Annotated in this window: 10 protein-coding genes; 6 read left to right on the forward strand and 4 right to left on the reverse strand. The window is 61.3% G+C overall.

What is annotated here, in order from left to right:
- Window positions 1–60: 60 nt before the first annotated feature.
- The 3 genes from H6650_16020 to H6650_16030 are packed head-to-tail and all read left to right on the forward strand — an operon-like array spanning window position 61 to window position 4,474.
- Window positions 61–2,406: a xanthine dehydrogenase family protein gene (locus H6650_16020; GenBank protein MCB8953514.1), complete on the forward strand. Its 2,346-nt coding sequence runs from the start codon at window positions 61–63 to the stop codon at window positions 2,404–2,406.
- A complete protein-coding gene (locus H6650_16025) occupies window positions 2,403–3,644 on the forward strand; it encodes a cation:proton antiporter (GenBank protein ID MCB8953515.1) in 1,242 nt (413 codons plus the stop codon). Before H6650_16020 ends, H6650_16025 begins: the two co-directional genes overlap by 4 nt.
- Complete coding sequence (locus H6650_16030; protein MCB8953516.1) at window positions 3,641–4,474, forward strand: DUF2877 domain-containing protein; 834 nt, start codon at window positions 3,641–3,643, stop codon at window positions 4,472–4,474. Before H6650_16025 ends, H6650_16030 begins: the two co-directional genes overlap by 4 nt.
- Window positions 4,475–4,508: 34 nt before the next feature.
- Here the strand turns inward: H6650_16030 and ppk2 are convergent, their stop codons facing one another.
- Entirely contained in the window at window positions 4,509–5,375 is an 867-nt protein-coding gene (ppk2, locus tag H6650_16035) for a polyphosphate kinase 2 (GenBank protein ID MCB8953517.1), read from the reverse strand.
- Between the two features lie 242 nt (window positions 5,376–5,617).
- Between ppk2 and H6650_16040 the strand changes: the two genes are divergently transcribed.
- Window positions 5,618–6,487, forward strand: a complete 870-nt coding sequence (locus H6650_16040; protein MCB8953518.1) for an NmrA family NAD(P)-binding protein — start codon at window positions 5,618–5,620, stop codon at window positions 6,485–6,487.
- 1 nt (window position 6,488) lies between these two features.
- Here the strand turns inward: H6650_16040 and H6650_16045 are convergent, their stop codons facing one another.
- The gene (locus H6650_16045; protein ID MCB8953519.1) at window positions 6,489–8,306 is read right to left on the reverse strand and encodes an ABC transporter ATP-binding protein; all 1,818 of its coding nucleotides are present in this window, start codon (window positions 8,304–8,306) and stop codon (window positions 6,489–6,491) included.
- Window positions 8,307–8,311: 5 nt separating this feature from the next.
- Entirely contained in the window at window positions 8,312–9,376 is a 1,065-nt protein-coding gene (locus tag H6650_16050; protein ID MCB8953520.1) for a calcium/sodium antiporter, read from the reverse strand.
- Between the two features lie 282 nt (window positions 9,377–9,658).
- Here H6650_16050 and H6650_16055 point away from each other — a divergent pair, with 282 nt between their 5' ends.
- Window positions 9,659–11,164 (forward strand): carboxypeptidase M32, encoded by a 1,506-nt coding sequence (locus tag H6650_16055; GenBank protein MCB8953521.1) that lies wholly within the window; start codon window positions 9,659–9,661, stop codon window positions 11,162–11,164.
- 53 nt (window positions 11,165–11,217) lie between these two features.
- Entirely contained in the window at window positions 11,218–13,341 is a 2,124-nt protein-coding gene (locus tag H6650_16060) for a YfhO family protein (GenBank protein MCB8953522.1), read from the forward strand.
- A gap of 42 nt (window positions 13,342–13,383) precedes the next feature.
- Here H6650_16060 and H6650_16065 read toward each other — a convergent pair whose 3' ends face one another.
- On the reverse strand, window positions 13,384–15,552 hold the full coding sequence (locus H6650_16065) for a hypothetical protein (protein MCB8953523.1): 2,169 nt from the start codon (window positions 15,550–15,552) through the stop codon (window positions 13,384–13,386).
- Window positions 15,553–15,566: the final 14 nt, after the last annotated feature.

Below are 15,566 nucleotides of genomic sequence, written 5' to 3' on the forward strand. Positions count from 1 at the left end.
GGGTCAAAAGCTCAAAATTCGTGTAAATTCGTGCAATTCGTGGCAAAAAGGTAACAAGATATGGCGACACAGTTTTTTGGTGAGCGGATTAAGCGGAATGAAGACCCGCGCCTGTTGATGGGGCAGGCGTTGTTCGTGGATGATGTGCAGTTGGCGGGGATGGCGCACGTGGCATTTGTGCGCAGCCCATATGCCCATGCGCGCATTCTCTCCATTGACGCCGAGGCGGCGCGCACAAAAGAAGGGGTGTATGCGGTGTACACCGCCGCCGACCTGGGCGATTATTGGCAGCATGGTCCCCTCCTCGTGTCGCCGCCGCCGATCAAGGACATCGTGTTTCACGAGCGGACGCAGGTGCCGCTGGCGAAGGAGAAGGTGCGCCATTTAGGGGAGATTGTGGCCATGGTGGTGGCGGAGAGCCGCTACGTGGCCGAGGACGCGGCGGCGGAGGTGTGGGTGGACTATGAGCCAGTTGGGGCGGTTACGGACCTGGAAGCGGCCCTCTCGGTGGATTCCCCACTCGTTCACGATGACCTTGACGGCAACATCGGTGCGCACGTCGTGCAGAGTAGAGGCAACTACGCACAGGCGCGCCGGCAAGCCCACACCGTCATCAAACGCCGCTTTGTTTATGATCACGGCACGGCTGCCGCCATGGAAAACCGGGGCGTTGTCGCCGAATGGGACCGCCGCGCCCACCGGCTGACCATCTGGGACACGACGCAGGCCCCCATCCCCATCCGCAATGGGCTGGCCGCCATGCTTGGCCTCTCCGAAAAACAGGTGCGCGTCATTGCTCCCTTCATTGGCGGCGGCTTTGGCCCCAAAATCATGATGTTTTACCCGGAGGAGATGCTTATCCCCTGGGCCGCCATCCAGCTCGACCGCCCCGTCAAATGGATTGAGGACCGCGCTGAGAATTTTGTGGCTACCACGCAGGAGCGTGGCCAGGTACACGAAGCGGAAATCGCCCTGGACGGTGAGGGGCATATCCTGGGCGTGTCCGACACGTTTTTGCACGACGGCGGCGCGTACATGCCCTATGGCCTGACCGTGCCTATCAACAGTCAGTGTACGCTGCTGGGACCCTACCACATTCCCAACTACTACTCCGAATTCAAAGCCATTTTCACCAACAAACCCATCGTCACGCCCTATCGGGGAGCCGGGCGGCAACATGGCGTGTTCGTGATTGAGCGGCTGCTGGACCTGGGGGCAAAGGCGCTGGGGGTGGATCGGGCGGAAATTCGGCGGCGCAACTTCATCCCGCCCGATGCTTTCCCCTACAACAACGAAATCATCTACCAGGATTTTGCGCCGCTGGTGTACGATAGCGGCAATTATGAGCCGGTGCTGGACAAGGCGCTGGACATGATCGGCTATCATGCGTTCATCGCGGAGACACAGCCCCGCCTGCGCGCCGAGGGGCGTCACGTGGGCATTGGCATTGTGGCCTACGTGGAAGGTACGGGCATTGGCCCGTATGAGGGGGCGCGCGTGCAGGTGCAATCCAGCGGCAAGGTCTCCGTGGCCACCGGGGTGGGCACGCAGGGGCAGGGGCATTTCACCAGCTTTGCCCAGATTGTGGCGGATCAGGTGGGCGTGGACGTGCGCGATGTGGAACTGGTGACGGGGGATACGGACCAGTTTTATTGGGGCGCGGGCACGTTTGCCAGCCGCGGCGCGGTTGTCGCCGGTAATGCCATCAATGAAGCTGCGCGTGATGTGCGCCGGAAGATTCTGCGCCTGGCCGGCGAGCAGTTGGAGGCGGCGGAGGAGGACCTGGAACTGGCGCGGGGCCGGGTGAGCGTGCGCGGCGTGCCGGATCGCTACGTGACGTTGGGCGAACTGGCGCAGCAGGCCAATCCCCTGCGTGGCGCGGTGAAGCCGGGCACGGAGCCAGGACTGGAGGCGACCAATTACTTCGGCCCGGAACGGGGGGCTACGGCCAGCGGCGTCCACGCGATGATCGTGGAAGTGGACCCGGAGACGATGCTGGTGGACGTGCTGAAATATGTGGTCGTCCATGACTGTGGGCGCGTGATCAACCCGCTCATTTTGGATGGGCAGATTCACGGCGGCGTGGCGCAGGGGTTGGGCAATGCCTTTTACGAAGAATTGGTGTTTGACGAGAGTGGGCAATTGTTGACGGGATCGTTCATGGATTATCTGCTGCCCACCTCGCTGGATGTGCCCCGCGTGGAGGTGGGGCATGAGGTGACGCCATCGCCGCTGAATCCGCTGGGCGTGAAAGGGGCGGGGGAGGCGGGGGCGATCCCGGTAGGACCGTTGTTTGCGCAGGCGGTGGAGGATGCGCTGCGGATTCCCGCGCTGGAGTTGAACTCGATTCCGCTGCATCCCAGCCGCCTGTGGGAAATCGCGCGGCAGGCAAGGGCAGGCGTATGAACGAGATGGCACATCAGGATTTGGTCGCGTTTTTCCTGCGCACGGGGGTGATGCTGGCGGCGGCGTTGCTGTGTGGGCAGCTTATGCGCCGTGTGCATCAGCCGCGCGTGTTGGGGGAGCTGGTTGCCGGCATTTTCCTCGGACCAACCGTTTTCGGCGCATTATTTCCCCGATTGTCGGCGGCGCTGCTGCCGGCATCTTCCTCCGTCATCGCCGCGCAAGACATCATGCTGCAAATCGGCATGTTATTCTTCCTCTTCGTCGCCGGGCTGGAAGTCAACCTCCCCCACCTGCGCCGCAATAGCCGTGCCGTCATCCTGACCAGCGTTGCCGGCATCACCATTCCCTTTGCCCTCGGAGCCGCCGCCGTCCTCCTCTTCCCCCGCCTCTGGGGGCCACAGGCGACCACCTCCGGCATCACCTTCGTCCTCTTCATTGGGGCCGCCCTTTCCATCAGCGCCTTGCCCGTGATTGCCCGCATCTTCATGGACCTGAACCTGCTCAACCAGCCCATCGGCGGCATCGTTTTGGCCGCGGCCACCGTCAACGACCTGATCGGCTGGGCTTTGTTTACGGTGGTGCTGGGGCAATTTGTGCCGGCATCTGCTTCCCACGGCATCGGCGTAACCCTCCTACTCCTCGTCCTCTTCACCATCACCGTGCTGGCCCTGGGGCGATACGTCGGCGGCCCCATCCTCCACTGGCTGCGCCGCACCCTCGCCTGGCCCAGCGGCTTCATCAGCGTCACCGCCGTCCTCATCCTCTTGGGCGCGGCTATCGCCGAGGGGATCGGCATCCACGCCATCTTTGGCGCCTTCCTCGTGGGCGTGGCGTTGGGCCAGGTCGTCGAAAAAGAAAACGAAGCCCACGACGTCATTTATCAGTTCGCCGTTAGCTTCTTCGCGCCCCTCTACTTCGTCTCCGTAGGACTCAAAGCGGACTTCGCCGCCAATTTTGATGTGGGACTGGTGCTGTTCGTGCTGGCGGTGGCTACCGTGGGCAAAATTGCCGGGTCCAGTCTGGGCGCACGCCTGGGCGGTATGTCCGGGCGAGAAGCGTTGGCGATTGGCGTGGGCATGAACGCGCGCGGCGCCATGGAGATGATTCTGGCCACGGTCGCCCTTGATTATGGCATCATCGACGAACGCCTCTTCGTCGCCCTGGTGACCATGGCCCTCGTCACCTCCTTCCTCAGCGGCCCCATTCTGCCGCGCCTCCTGGCGCGTCCCCAACCGTGACGATTCTTTCCGCGAAGATCATTAGCCTCCCTGCCTGGTGCTGGCTGCGAAACACCCGACAGGCCACCGTGCACGCCGCCTTTGCGCAGGCGGCCAATTTCGTTAACGATCAGGGCGATTGGTTGTCGCTGACCGTGCCCGCCGTGGGCGTGGGACCGTTTGGCGCGATTGTGCCGCTGGCGCAGGGGGATTGGCGTGATTGGTTGCGGCCGGGAATGCCGGCATTCATCCATCAGCAAACCTTATCAGCCGGAAACCTCTCCGTGCAGTTTGGCGCGGCGGCATTGTGGGACCCGCGCCCCGATTGGGAGCGGGTTTCCCGGTCCGCGCCGGCCGCGTTCTGGATGGACATGGCCGCGCGGCTGCCTCCCTTTAGCCTGTATCACCAGCCCTACGCGGCGCGGGTGCAGGCGGCGCTGGCGGAACTGGACGCCGGCTTGCGTGCCGGGCAGGTAAGCCGGTGTGCGCGCGCGGCAGGTCAGTTAGGCGGCCTGGGACCGGGCCTCACGCCGGCGGGGGATGATTTCCTGCTGGGGGTGATGATTGCCTTGCGCCTGGGCTGGCCTGCCGGGGACGCGCAGGCATTCTCGATGGCCATGGTGGACACGGTTTGCCCGCGCACGAGCGCCCTTTCGGCGGCGTGGCTCAAGGCGGCGGCGGCGGGCGAGGTTGCCGACCATTGGCACGATCTGCTGCGGGTGATGGTGGCCGGGGATAAGGAGCAAATGCCGGCAGCCCTGCAAGCAGTCCTGTCCCTGGGAGCATCCTCCGGCGCGGATGCCCTGGCCGGTTTTGTATGGGCCGGACAGATTCTTTTTCCTGTGCCGTGATGGCCCTCGCTCCTGGTAAACCGAGCCACGTCACTCAATAGATTTCGGGGACGAAGGTCTGGTCTTCCATGGGGGGGCGAATGTAGCCGCTGGCGTCCTGGGGCGGTGGCAGTTCGATAATGCCGGGGACGACGTCCTCATAAGGGATCATGCTCAGGATGTGGCTGATGCAGTTGAGGCGGGCTTTTCGCTTGTCATCCGCGTTGACGATGTACCAGGGGCATTGCTTGATGTCCGTGTAGTCGAGCATGGCGTCTTTTGCTTTGGAGTACTCGACCCACCGCTGGCGGGATTCCAGGTCCATGGGGCTGATCTTCCATCGCTTGGTGGTGGTGTGGACGCGGGACTGAAAGCGGTGTTCCTGTTCTTCGCGGCTGATGGAGAAGTAGTATTTGATCAGGAGGATGCCGGAACGGACAAGCATTCGTTCAAACTGGGGGCAGGAGCGCATGAATTCACGGTATTCCTCTTCGGTGCAGAAGCCCATGACGTGTTCCACGAGGGCGCGGTTGTACCAACTGCGGTCAAAGAGGACCATTTCGCCGGCTGCCGGCAAATGCTGCGCATAACGCTGGAAGTACCACTGTGTCTTTTCCCGCTCCGTGGGGACGCCCAGGGCCACGACGCGCACAATACGGGGATTGGTGCGCTCCGTAATCGTTTTGATCACGCCTCCTTTGCCGGCAGCGTCCCGCCCCTCAAACAACACCACCACGCGCAGTCCTTGATCCTTGACCCAGTATTGCAGCTTGACCAGTTCTTCTTGCAGACGTTTGATTTCATTTTCGTAGAAATGCTTGCGTAGGCGTCCGTTTTTCTTGTAGCGTGGGTCTTTGTCTGGTTTTTCGGTGATGGCCGTGTCCTTTTTGCTTTTTTCGGCGGGCGTGGGGCTTTCTTTCATTTCGTCATCGTCATCTTCAATGAACAAGGGGCTGTCAGGATCCGTCATGCTTTCCTCCTGGCGATGGGTGAGAACAGTGTATAGGTGCGGTGGGTGGAAGCTGAACGTGGCCGGGCTGGTTTATGGGTAGAGGTGTGAGAACAATGCCGGCATCTTCCACAGTGCCACGACGCCGATTATAACATAAAATAGAACTCGATTGCCTTTACCACCCACTGACGACCCGTATCAGGAGATCCCCTGTGCAAAAGATCCTCATCACCGGCGCGGCGGGCAAAACCGGATTAGCCATCACGCAGGCCGTGGCCGCGCGCGGCGCGTTCGCGTGCGTCCTGGTGCGCCGCGAAGCGCAGGCGGCTGTCGCCCAGGCGCATGGCGCGTCCAGCGTCATCGTCGGCGATATGGAAGACGCAGCCACCCTGCGCCTGGCGCTGGCGGACTGCCACGCCGTCTACCACATTTGCCCCAACATGCACCCACAGGAGGAGGCCATGGCAGAACGGTTGCTGGCGGCGGCGCGGGAAATGGGCGTGCGCCACATCGTCTACCATTCCGTGCTGCACCCGCAGGCGGAGGCCATGCCCCACCACTGGCGCAAAATGCGGGTGGAGGAGCAGCTTTTTACCCGCGGCATTCCTTTCACCATCTTGCAGCCTTGCGCCTACATGCAAAACATTCGCGGCGGTTGGGCCGGCATTGAAGCGGAAGGCGTGTACCGGGTTCCCTATCCCGTGACCACGCGCCTGAGCCTGGTGCATCTGGCGGACGTGGCCGACGTGGCGGCGCGGGTGTTGACGCAGCCAGGGCATGAGGGCGCCATCTACGAGTTGGTGGGGACGCCGGGGCTGGCGCAAACGGACGTGGCGGCGGCATTGAGCCGGGCGTTGGGGCGTGTGGTGCGGGCGGTCGAACTGCCGCTGGTGGATTGGGAAGCGCGGGCGCGCGCGAGTGGGCTGCGTGGCTATGCGCTGGACACGCTGCGCCAGATGTTTCGCTATTACGCGGACTATGGCATGGTGGGCAACCCGGCCGTCCTCACCATGCTGCTGGGGCGTGCGCCCACCTCTCTCGATGCCTACTGCGCGGAACTGGCGGCGCGGCGCGAGGAGTGACTCAGCCGACCATTTCCTCCGGTTCCCACGCCGTCGCCCGCTCGCGCTCTCCCGTCTGCACGCGCCATAAGGCGGCGTACAGGTTGTGGTTTTGCAGCAGTTCCCCGTGATGACCTTGTTCTTGCAAGCGCCCGTTTTCTAGCACGAAGATTTGATCCGCGTTGCGCACGGTGGAGAGGCGGTGGGCGATGATGATGGTGGTGCGCCCCACGGCGATGCGTTCCAGGGAGCGCTGGATGGCCGCTTCTGTTTCGTTGTCCACGGAGGAGGTGGCTTCGTCCAGGATGAGGACGGGCGGGTCTTTCAGGATGGCGCGGGCGATGGAGATGCGCTGCCGCTGTCCGCCGGAGAGTTTAATGCCGCGTTCGCCAACGATGGTGTCGTATCCCTGGGGAAGCTGCATGATGAAGTCGTGGGCTTCGGCAATTTGGGCGGCGTTGATGATGTCGTTGATGCCGGCATCAAACGTCCCATACGCGATATTCTCCCGCACCGAACCATGAAACAGAAAAACATCCTGGCTCACCAACCCAATCGCCCCGCGCAGGTCCGCCAGCCGCAAGTCGCGCAAATCATGCCCATCCAGCAGAATCCGCCCGCCGGTGACATCATAAAAACGCAGTAGCAGCTTAACCAGCGTCGTCTTGCCCGCGCCCGTAGAACCGACAAATGCCGCCACCGTGCCGGCAGGAATCCGCAGCGAAAAATCACGCACCACCGGCTTCTCCGGGTGCGACTGGTAGGCAAACGTCACCTGGTCAAAAACCACCTCGCCCCGCACCGAAGCCGGCGGCAGGCACTTTTTTCCATCGTCGCTTTGCGGTTTGGTGTGCAGCAAATCCAGCACCCGCGTCGTCGAAGCCATCGCCCGCTGATACAGGTCCAGCGTCTCCCCCAGGCGCGTCAGCGGCCACAGCAGCCGCTGCGTCATAAACACCATCACGCTGTACACACCCACGTTCAGGCTCCCCGCCAGCGCCAACTGCCCACCAAACACGAGGATAGCAATAAAACCCATCACGATCACCATGCGGATCAGGGGGACAAAGGCGGAACTGAGGCGAATCGCTTCCTGATTACTGCGGCGATAATCGTCGCTCAGGCGGGAAATGCGCCCCAGTTCGTGCCCCTCCGCCGTGAAGCTCTTGATCGTGGCAATGCCGCCCAGGTTGTTGGAAAGCTGCCCATTCATCAGTCCCACGCGCTCGCGCACATCCACGTAGCGCGGCCCCAAAAAACGCTGAAAACGCACCGACCCCCACATGATCAAGGGCATTGGCAGCGCCGCCATCCAGGCCACCGTCGGCGCCACGTAGAAGAACAACCCTTCGATGATGATCACGGTCGCCAGAAGCTGGATGATGGCGTGCGCCCCCCCATCCAAGAATCGCTCCAACTGGTTGATGTCATCATTCAGGACGGACATTAATCCGCCCGTGCTGCGGTCCTCGAAATACGCCAGTTCCAGCCGCTGCACGTGATCATACGCATCCAGACGCATTTCATGCTCAACGGTTTGTGCCAGGTTGCGCCAGAGAATGCTGGAAACATAATCCAACAGCGATTCAATACCCCAGATGACAATGGTCAGACCGGCCAGCACCCATAACTGCGTGCCCACGTCCGTGATGCCGAAGCGGGCAAAGAAGGAGTCTTGCTGCTGCACGACGATGTCTACCGCCGCGCCGATCAAGGCCGGCGGCGCCAGGTCGAAGATTTTGTTGGCGATGGAGCTGACGGTTGCCAGGATGATCGTGGGGCGGTGCGCCGCCCCATATTGCCACAGCCGCCGCAGTGGATGGATTGATGGCGTGTCCATAACGGTTATCCTCCCAGCCACATCCAGAGGACGTAGCCGATATAGATCAATACCAATATGGCTCCCTCAACCCGCGTGAGTCGTCTGCCTGTGGAAAGAAAGATGAAGAGAATGACCACCGTCACCAGCAGAATAAAGACCGATTGCGACAAGCCATCGGTGCCGACGGTGATGTTTCGTTGCTGCAAGAGGATGACCAGGAGCCACGGCAGCCCCAGTCCGATACTGATGTCGAAGATGTTTGAGCCGACGGCATTGGAGATTGCCATTTCGCCGCGCCCTTCGCGCGCGACCAGCAGCGAGGCAATCAGATCAGGCACGGAGGAGCCGGCGGCGAGTACGGTGAGGGCGATGATCACCGGGTGGACGTGGATCGCTTCGGCGAAGATGACGGCGTTTTCTACGAGGAGGGCGCTAATGCCCACGATAATGGCGATGGAGACGAGAAAGGTGCGCACGTAATGCTCGCGTGGCTCGCCCGTGATCCGGCGTAGCGCCTTGCCAAACGAGGCGGTGACGCGGTAATAGACGCCCGTCTTTTGCGCCTGCTCTTCGATTTCCGTCTCCACCAGTTCGATCACGTCGGCGTCGCCGTTGGGCACGATCAGGCCCCATTGGAAGAGGATGAAGATGTAGATGGCGTAGAGGCCGAGGAAGCCGAGTACTTCCCAGATGGTGATGACGCCATCCTGAAAGGCAAAGAGCAGCAGGCCAATGCTGACGCTGTAGACGAAGCAGTCGCGCACGACGACTTGCCAGGAGACGCGGGCGGGGCGGATGAGGGCGGAAAGGCCGGTGATGACCAGGATGTTGAAGACGGCGGAGCCAACGATGTTGCCGACGCCGATGTCGCTGTGCTGCCCGCCGCGCTGGACGAGGGCGAGCAAGGCGATGGAGAGTTCGGGCATGGAAGACCCCATGGCCATGAGCGATGCCCCGGCGACATTGCTGGGGAGCTGCCAGTGTCTGGCGATTTCGTCCAGGCTTTCAATGAAGAATTCATCGGTGATGATGGAGAGGAAATAGACGCAGAGGAAAATGACAAGCAGGCTGGTGATGGCGGTGAACATGCGGCATCTCAATGGGTCTGGCGACAGCCGGGCGCGGTTGTGGGGAGGATGGCGACGGGCTGACGGTAGATGGTTGGGTTCAGAATGAAACCTTCCTGGAAGCTACGAGCCTCCAGGAAGGTGAATGTCCAGAAACGTACTGCAAAAGTGGCAAAAAGGCAAAGAGCGTGAGACAGCCGTTTGGAATCGGGTTGTGGTTGGGATAAACTGGTTTATTCCGCGCGGCGCGATGCAAAGCCAAGCTGTTAGGTAGCGCGGTTGATTCTTGGATTGGAGAAACAGATGAACGAGAAATTAAGTGAGTTGAAGTCCCGTTTGCAGGAAGTGACGGACCTGAATCTGGCGGCGGCTGTTTTGAATTGGGATCAGGCAACGTATATGCCGGCAGGCGGCGCACCCGCGCGTGGTCGTCAAATGGCGCTGCTGGGCCGCATTGCCCAGGAGATGTTCATTGACCCCGCCGTTGGCAAACTGCTGGACGATTTGCAGCCCTATGCCGAGGGCCTGCCCTTTGACGACGACGACGCCAGCCTGGTCCGCGTTGCCCGCCGCGAGTACGAGCGGGCCATCAAAGTACCGCCCAGTTTTCTGGAGCAAGTGTACGCCCACGGCGCGGAATCCTATCAGGTTTGGGCGGATGCGCGCCCCAAGAATGATTTCGCCGCCGTGCAGCCTTATCTGCGGAAGACGATTGAATTCAGCCGCCAATTGGCGGATTACTTCCCCGGCTACGCGCACATCGCCGACCCGCTGATTGATTTTAGCGACTATGGGATGACGGTTGCCAGTTTGCGTGATTTGTTCGCTAACCTGCGGCAGCAGCTTGTGCCCATTGTGGAGGCCATTGCCCGGAACCCATCCGTGGAGGATGCGCCGCTGCATCAGACTTTCCCGGAGCAGAAGCAGCTTGAGTTCGGCCTCAGCGTCATCAAGGACTATGGGTACGATTTCAACCGGGGGCGGCAGGACAAGACCCATCACCCATTCATGACCAAGTTCTCGCTGGGGGACGTGCGTATTACGACGCGGGTGAAGGAGAATGATCTGTCGGAGGCTTTGTTCAGCACCCTGCATGAGTCGGGCCACGCCATGTATGAGCAGGGGATTGATATGAAGTATGAGGGAACGCCGCTGGGGAATGGCACTTCTGCCGGCATTCACGAAAGCCAATCTCGCCTCTGGGAAAACCAGGTAGGCCGCAGCCGCGCTTTCTGGAACCACTACTACCCCGCCCTCCAACGCGCCTTCCCAGAGCAACTGGGCAGCGTCTCCCAGGACGCCTTCTACCGCGCCATCAACAAAGTGCAGCCCTCCCTCATCCGCACCGACGCGGACGAAGTGACTTACAACCTGCACGTCATCATTCGCTTTGAACTGGAACTGGAACTGCTGGAAGGCAAGCTGGATGTCAAGGACCTGCCGCAAGCGTGGCACGACCGTTACGAAGCGTATCTGGGCGTTCACGCTCCCAGCGACGTGGACGGTGTGCTGCAAGACGTGCATTGGTATGGCGGCCTCGTCGGCGGCGCGTTCCAGGGCTATACGCTGGGCAACGTGATGGCCGCCGCGTTTTTTGAGAAAGCGCAGCAGGGGCATCCCGACATTCCGGCGCAGATTGCCGGGGGTCAATTTGGCACGCTGCATGGCTGGTTGCGGGATAACGTCTATCGGCACGGCAGCAAATATACGGCCACGGAACTGCTCCAGCACGTCCTGGGGCAGCCCCTGACGATTGACCCGTATATCCGCTACCTGCGGACGAAGTTTGGCGCTTTGTACGCGCTCTAATTCCGGGCTGAATCAACGTTGGGCATCCTGCCAGTACTTGTTTGGAGGGCTAAATGGAACTGCAAATGCCGGCATCAATCGCCACCTGGTTTCAACGGCCAGGACGATGGGTGAAATGGAGACGCTACGCAGTTGATTGGTGTCTCATACTGGTCCTTGCTTACCTGTTTGCCGGTCAGACGCTGCTGCGCCTGGATGCCCAACAGCTACAACAGACTGGGGAGCACAACGAAAGCGCTACTCTTCCCTTGCTCGCCGAAATTAGCGTGACCCGATATGGTCAGATTCCTTTATGGAATCCGTACATGATGACGGGTTTCCCCCATGCCGGCGACTTCATCAATCACTTTTGGAACCCGGTGGCAACCCTGCCTGTCTTGATTTGGGGCGGCATTAATGGCATGAAGATTTCCGTGTTCATGGCGTTGGCGCTGGCGGGAATCGGGCAGTGGGTCTTTGCGCACGTACTGGGCATTCGCGGCCTGATACGTCTATGGGCCGGACTTCTATTCATGCTTTCCGGTGGGTTGGTGCTGTTATGGCGGCTGGGATGGTATGAACTGCTGCTCGGCGCGGTCTGGTTTCCCTGGTGTTTCGCCGCGCTGTGGTGGACTTTGCGCCGCCAGGATCGGGCTTCAATCATCCTGACCGCGATATGTGTGGCCCTCGTCATCACGACCGGCGGCGGCTATTACCCGTTCTACCTGTTCATTTCCATGGGCGTCCTGGTGGTCATGACGCTCTTGTGGACGCCTCCATCCGAGCGATGGACCAGGCTGCGCCGGGCCGTGATGGTCGCCCTGCTCAGCGCCGCGTTATTGGCCGTTGTCTTGCTCCCTTTGATTGACGGGTATCGGTTTACCAGCCGTGATGCGCTGCCAGACCTGGAACAGAAACTATCGCAGCCGATTTCCTACGCCCTCGTGAACTACATCGTGGCCGCGCCGGAATGGTTCCGCGCCGATATTTTGGCGAAGGGCAGCGGCTGGAGCTGGTTTTACATCGGCTATCTGCCTCTACTGGCTCTTATGCTGATGCCATTGGTCTATAACCGCGCCCGCTGGCATCGCCCGGCGCTGTCGGCATCAGGTGTACTGCTTCTCGTTCTTCTGGCCTTGCAGGCGAATCGGTATCCGCCGTTTAGCTACCTCTATCATTTAATCCCCTTCCTCTATACATTTCGGTTCCCCAACCGATTGCTGGTTATTGCCGCCATTCCCTTGATTGCACTGGCGGCGCTTGGGCTGCAATACTTTGCGCTGGCGGGGCGGCGGTGGAGTCGGGGCTGGCGCGTGGTTGTTGCCGGCAAAAACGAAGCAGACAAAGCGACGGTGATCCCGATGCGCTGGATCGTCTACCTCTTCCTGCTTGTGGTGATGGCGCTTTCCGTGCGCGACGTATTTCGAGTCAACCAGCAGTTTGGTTTTGCCACGCAACAACGAAACGCCAAATCTACCGAGGCTTTGAAATGGCTAAAGGATTATGATCCCGGCCTCTATTACGTCAATCTTGGTGGTGGCGTGGTTTACTGGGATTGGGTTCCGGCTGCTTACGAACTGGAAATGCCGGTGATCAACTTTCGGTATAATCGCCGCGTGCGTTCGCTGGATTATCAGACGCAGCCGGATTCTCCGTTCCGTGCTTCCGCCAAGTACCTGCTGGCACTGCCCGATCAACCGAAGCCGGACAATGCCGAACTTCTGACGGAATTTGGCGACGTGGGATTGTGGTATCTACCGGATGCGCTGCCTTTTGCGTTTGCGGCTTCTCCAGATCAATTGTCTGGCGCGGTCACGCCGGTTGCGATGCACACACGCCCGTTGATGGCTCGCTATGTTGGCGTGAATCAGGTGGAAGTTCGCGGGGAGACTGAGCAGGCGGACGATCAACTGGTGGTGCTGGTAAGTGATTTTCCCGGTTGGCGCCTGTACATGGATGGGCAGCCGGCGTCGCTCGAACCAGTCAATGGCTATTTGGGAGCGAGGATGCCGGCAGGCGAGCATACCTATTCCTTCATTTTCCGCCCCACAAAATTCTATATTGGGCTGGCTATCAGCTTGTTGACAATCATCGGCATGGGGGTGGTGCTGTTGTTTGAGGTTTTTCCCGGCGTGCGTCGTCGGCTGCCATCGGTGCTGCCAACGGTAGCGGAACCAACAACGCCTCCCCTCGATTAGGAAGGCATCTCCTGTTTTGACCGGAAGCCCGGTGGCTGTTCGTCAATTCCCCCATGCCGCGTAGGTGCAGCCGGAAACGGGGGGCAGAAGCCTGTAATGAGAGCCTGTTTCCGGCATGATGAAATGCAGCACGCCGCCATCCAACAACAACAGCCACGCGCCATCCGCCGACCAGCCATAATCCATCGTCTGGCTGACGGCAAAAGCCGGCTTGGGGGCCAGGGGGATCTCCTCTCCCTGGCCTCTTGCCAGATCGAGTAGGAATAACTGCTGCCGCAAGAAATCGGGGGCCAGTTCTTGCGTGACGAGGTGGCGACCGCCCGGAGCCACCAGCAAATCGCGGGCGATGCTGCGATCCGCCAGCCACGTTAACGCCCCACTGTCAACGTCATACCGCATAATGTGCATGGGCATGATGGCCGCATCGTTGAGGTCCGACCAGCCGATCAGGAGAATTTCATGATTGGAGAGGGATTGCGTCCACACCCCTCGCAGCGTCACGTCTGCCGGCATGTGCGTGAGCGCCACCGCCTGTAATTCCGCCGCGGGCAGCACAACCTCCAATTCTGGCGCGGAAACACGCCCCAGCGTCAGATCCACCACCCCGGCACCGCCATTCTCGTCCGTCTGCATGAAACCAAAGGTGTCATTGTCCAACCAGAAGGTGGCATAGCCAGGCGCCAGCGGGCGCGTCTCGCCGGTGCTGTTGTTCACCAGGTACAGCATGGGGCCGCTGAAGGGGGAAAGCGAGAGGGCATACGCCTCATCGGGTGAAAGCGTCCCCGCATGAGGCAGCATATCCACGGCGCAGTTTCCGCTGTCGCAGGCGACCATGTTGATGCTGCCAAGCTGGTCATCTTGCCGCCCCCTGCCACCGAAAGTGAAGAGCAGGTTGCGGCCGTTGTCGCTGGTGTCGCCGGTGATGATGGGGAAGGATGGGCCGGGGATGAGGTCGGATAACGAGATAAGCTGATTTTTGCGCCAGAGAAACAAGCGGGCGTGGCCGGTGACATCGGATGGCTGACCCGCCTGCGCTAGAATGACGCCTTCGTGCCCCTCAATGGCGCGCAGCCCAACGAACTGCTGCCCTTCCAATTCCGGCTGCCAGACGCCCGTCGTGGGCGAGTAGCGGTAGAGAGAAGCGCCATCCCATTCCGTCTGGCAAAGAAGCCGCACGTCTTCCGTAGGCGTGGGAGCGTTGGCGGGGAGTTCCGCCGTTGCCGCCGGCGTGGGCAGCAGGCCAAGCTGGCGCAGTTCGGCCAGATAGGCGGCGTCGAAGAAGTCGGGCGCGCCGGTGTAGCGCCAGCGGTAGACGCGCTCAAACAGGTGCGTGACCATCTGGCGGGCGTAGCTTTGGTAGAGGGCCTGATAGGCGGCCTCGTCCGTGGGGTAGCCGAGGAGGCTGGGTGTGGGCAGGAGCAGGCGTCCGGTGGGCAGGCGCTGCACGTTGATGGTGCGTTCGGGGACCAGGGTGCTGACCAGGCTGAGGTTGTCCTGGCTGAGAGTGACGGTGAAGTAGGTTTCGGAGAGGCAGTAGAGGCCGTTCGCGGCGGTGCAGAGGCGTTCCAGGAGGGCGTCCAGGTCGGCGGTGAGGCGAATGGCGACGCCCTGATCGCGGCGGGGGTAGCTGAGGGTGAGCCATTTACCTTCCTGCGTGCCCATTTCGCCCCAGAAGGCGGCATCCCCCTGGCGGCGTAGCCACTGGCCGTCGCGCAGGCGGAATTGGGCGGTCTGTTGCAGGTGGATGAGGCTGCCGTCGAGGGTCTGGTAGGCGGCGGTGAAGGGGAGTTCCGCCTGGGACAGGTCGGGTGTGAGGGTGATGCCGCCGACGGTTTCGGAGCCGGGCAGGAGGGTGAGGCCCCAGGCGCGGCGGTCATAGAGGGCGCCGGCTTGCAGGAGGGATTCCTCGCGTCGTCGCCAGTCGAGGTCGCTGGCGGGGTCAATGAGGGTGAGCCAGAGTTCGAGGTCGTTTTGGGCGGCGGCGCTGAGGGAGAGGTTGAAGGCGGCGCGGATGGCCTGGGTGATGTCGGTGTTGGCCTGGCGTACCCGTTGGCGGAGTTGGAGGCTGGCGAAAATGCCGGCACTCATCACCACCACGCCGACCACACCCCACCAACGCCAATTCACCCGCCGCCGCGTCCGTCCCTGCTTCTCCGCCTCCGGCGACTCCTCCCACGTCCCTTCCTCATCCACCTGCCACTGAAAACTCATCTCTGACCGCCTTT

Source organism: Ardenticatenales bacterium (genome assembly GCA_020634515.1).
Classification (GTDB): Bacteria; Chloroflexota; Anaerolineae; order Promineifilales; family Promineifilaceae; genus JAGVTM01.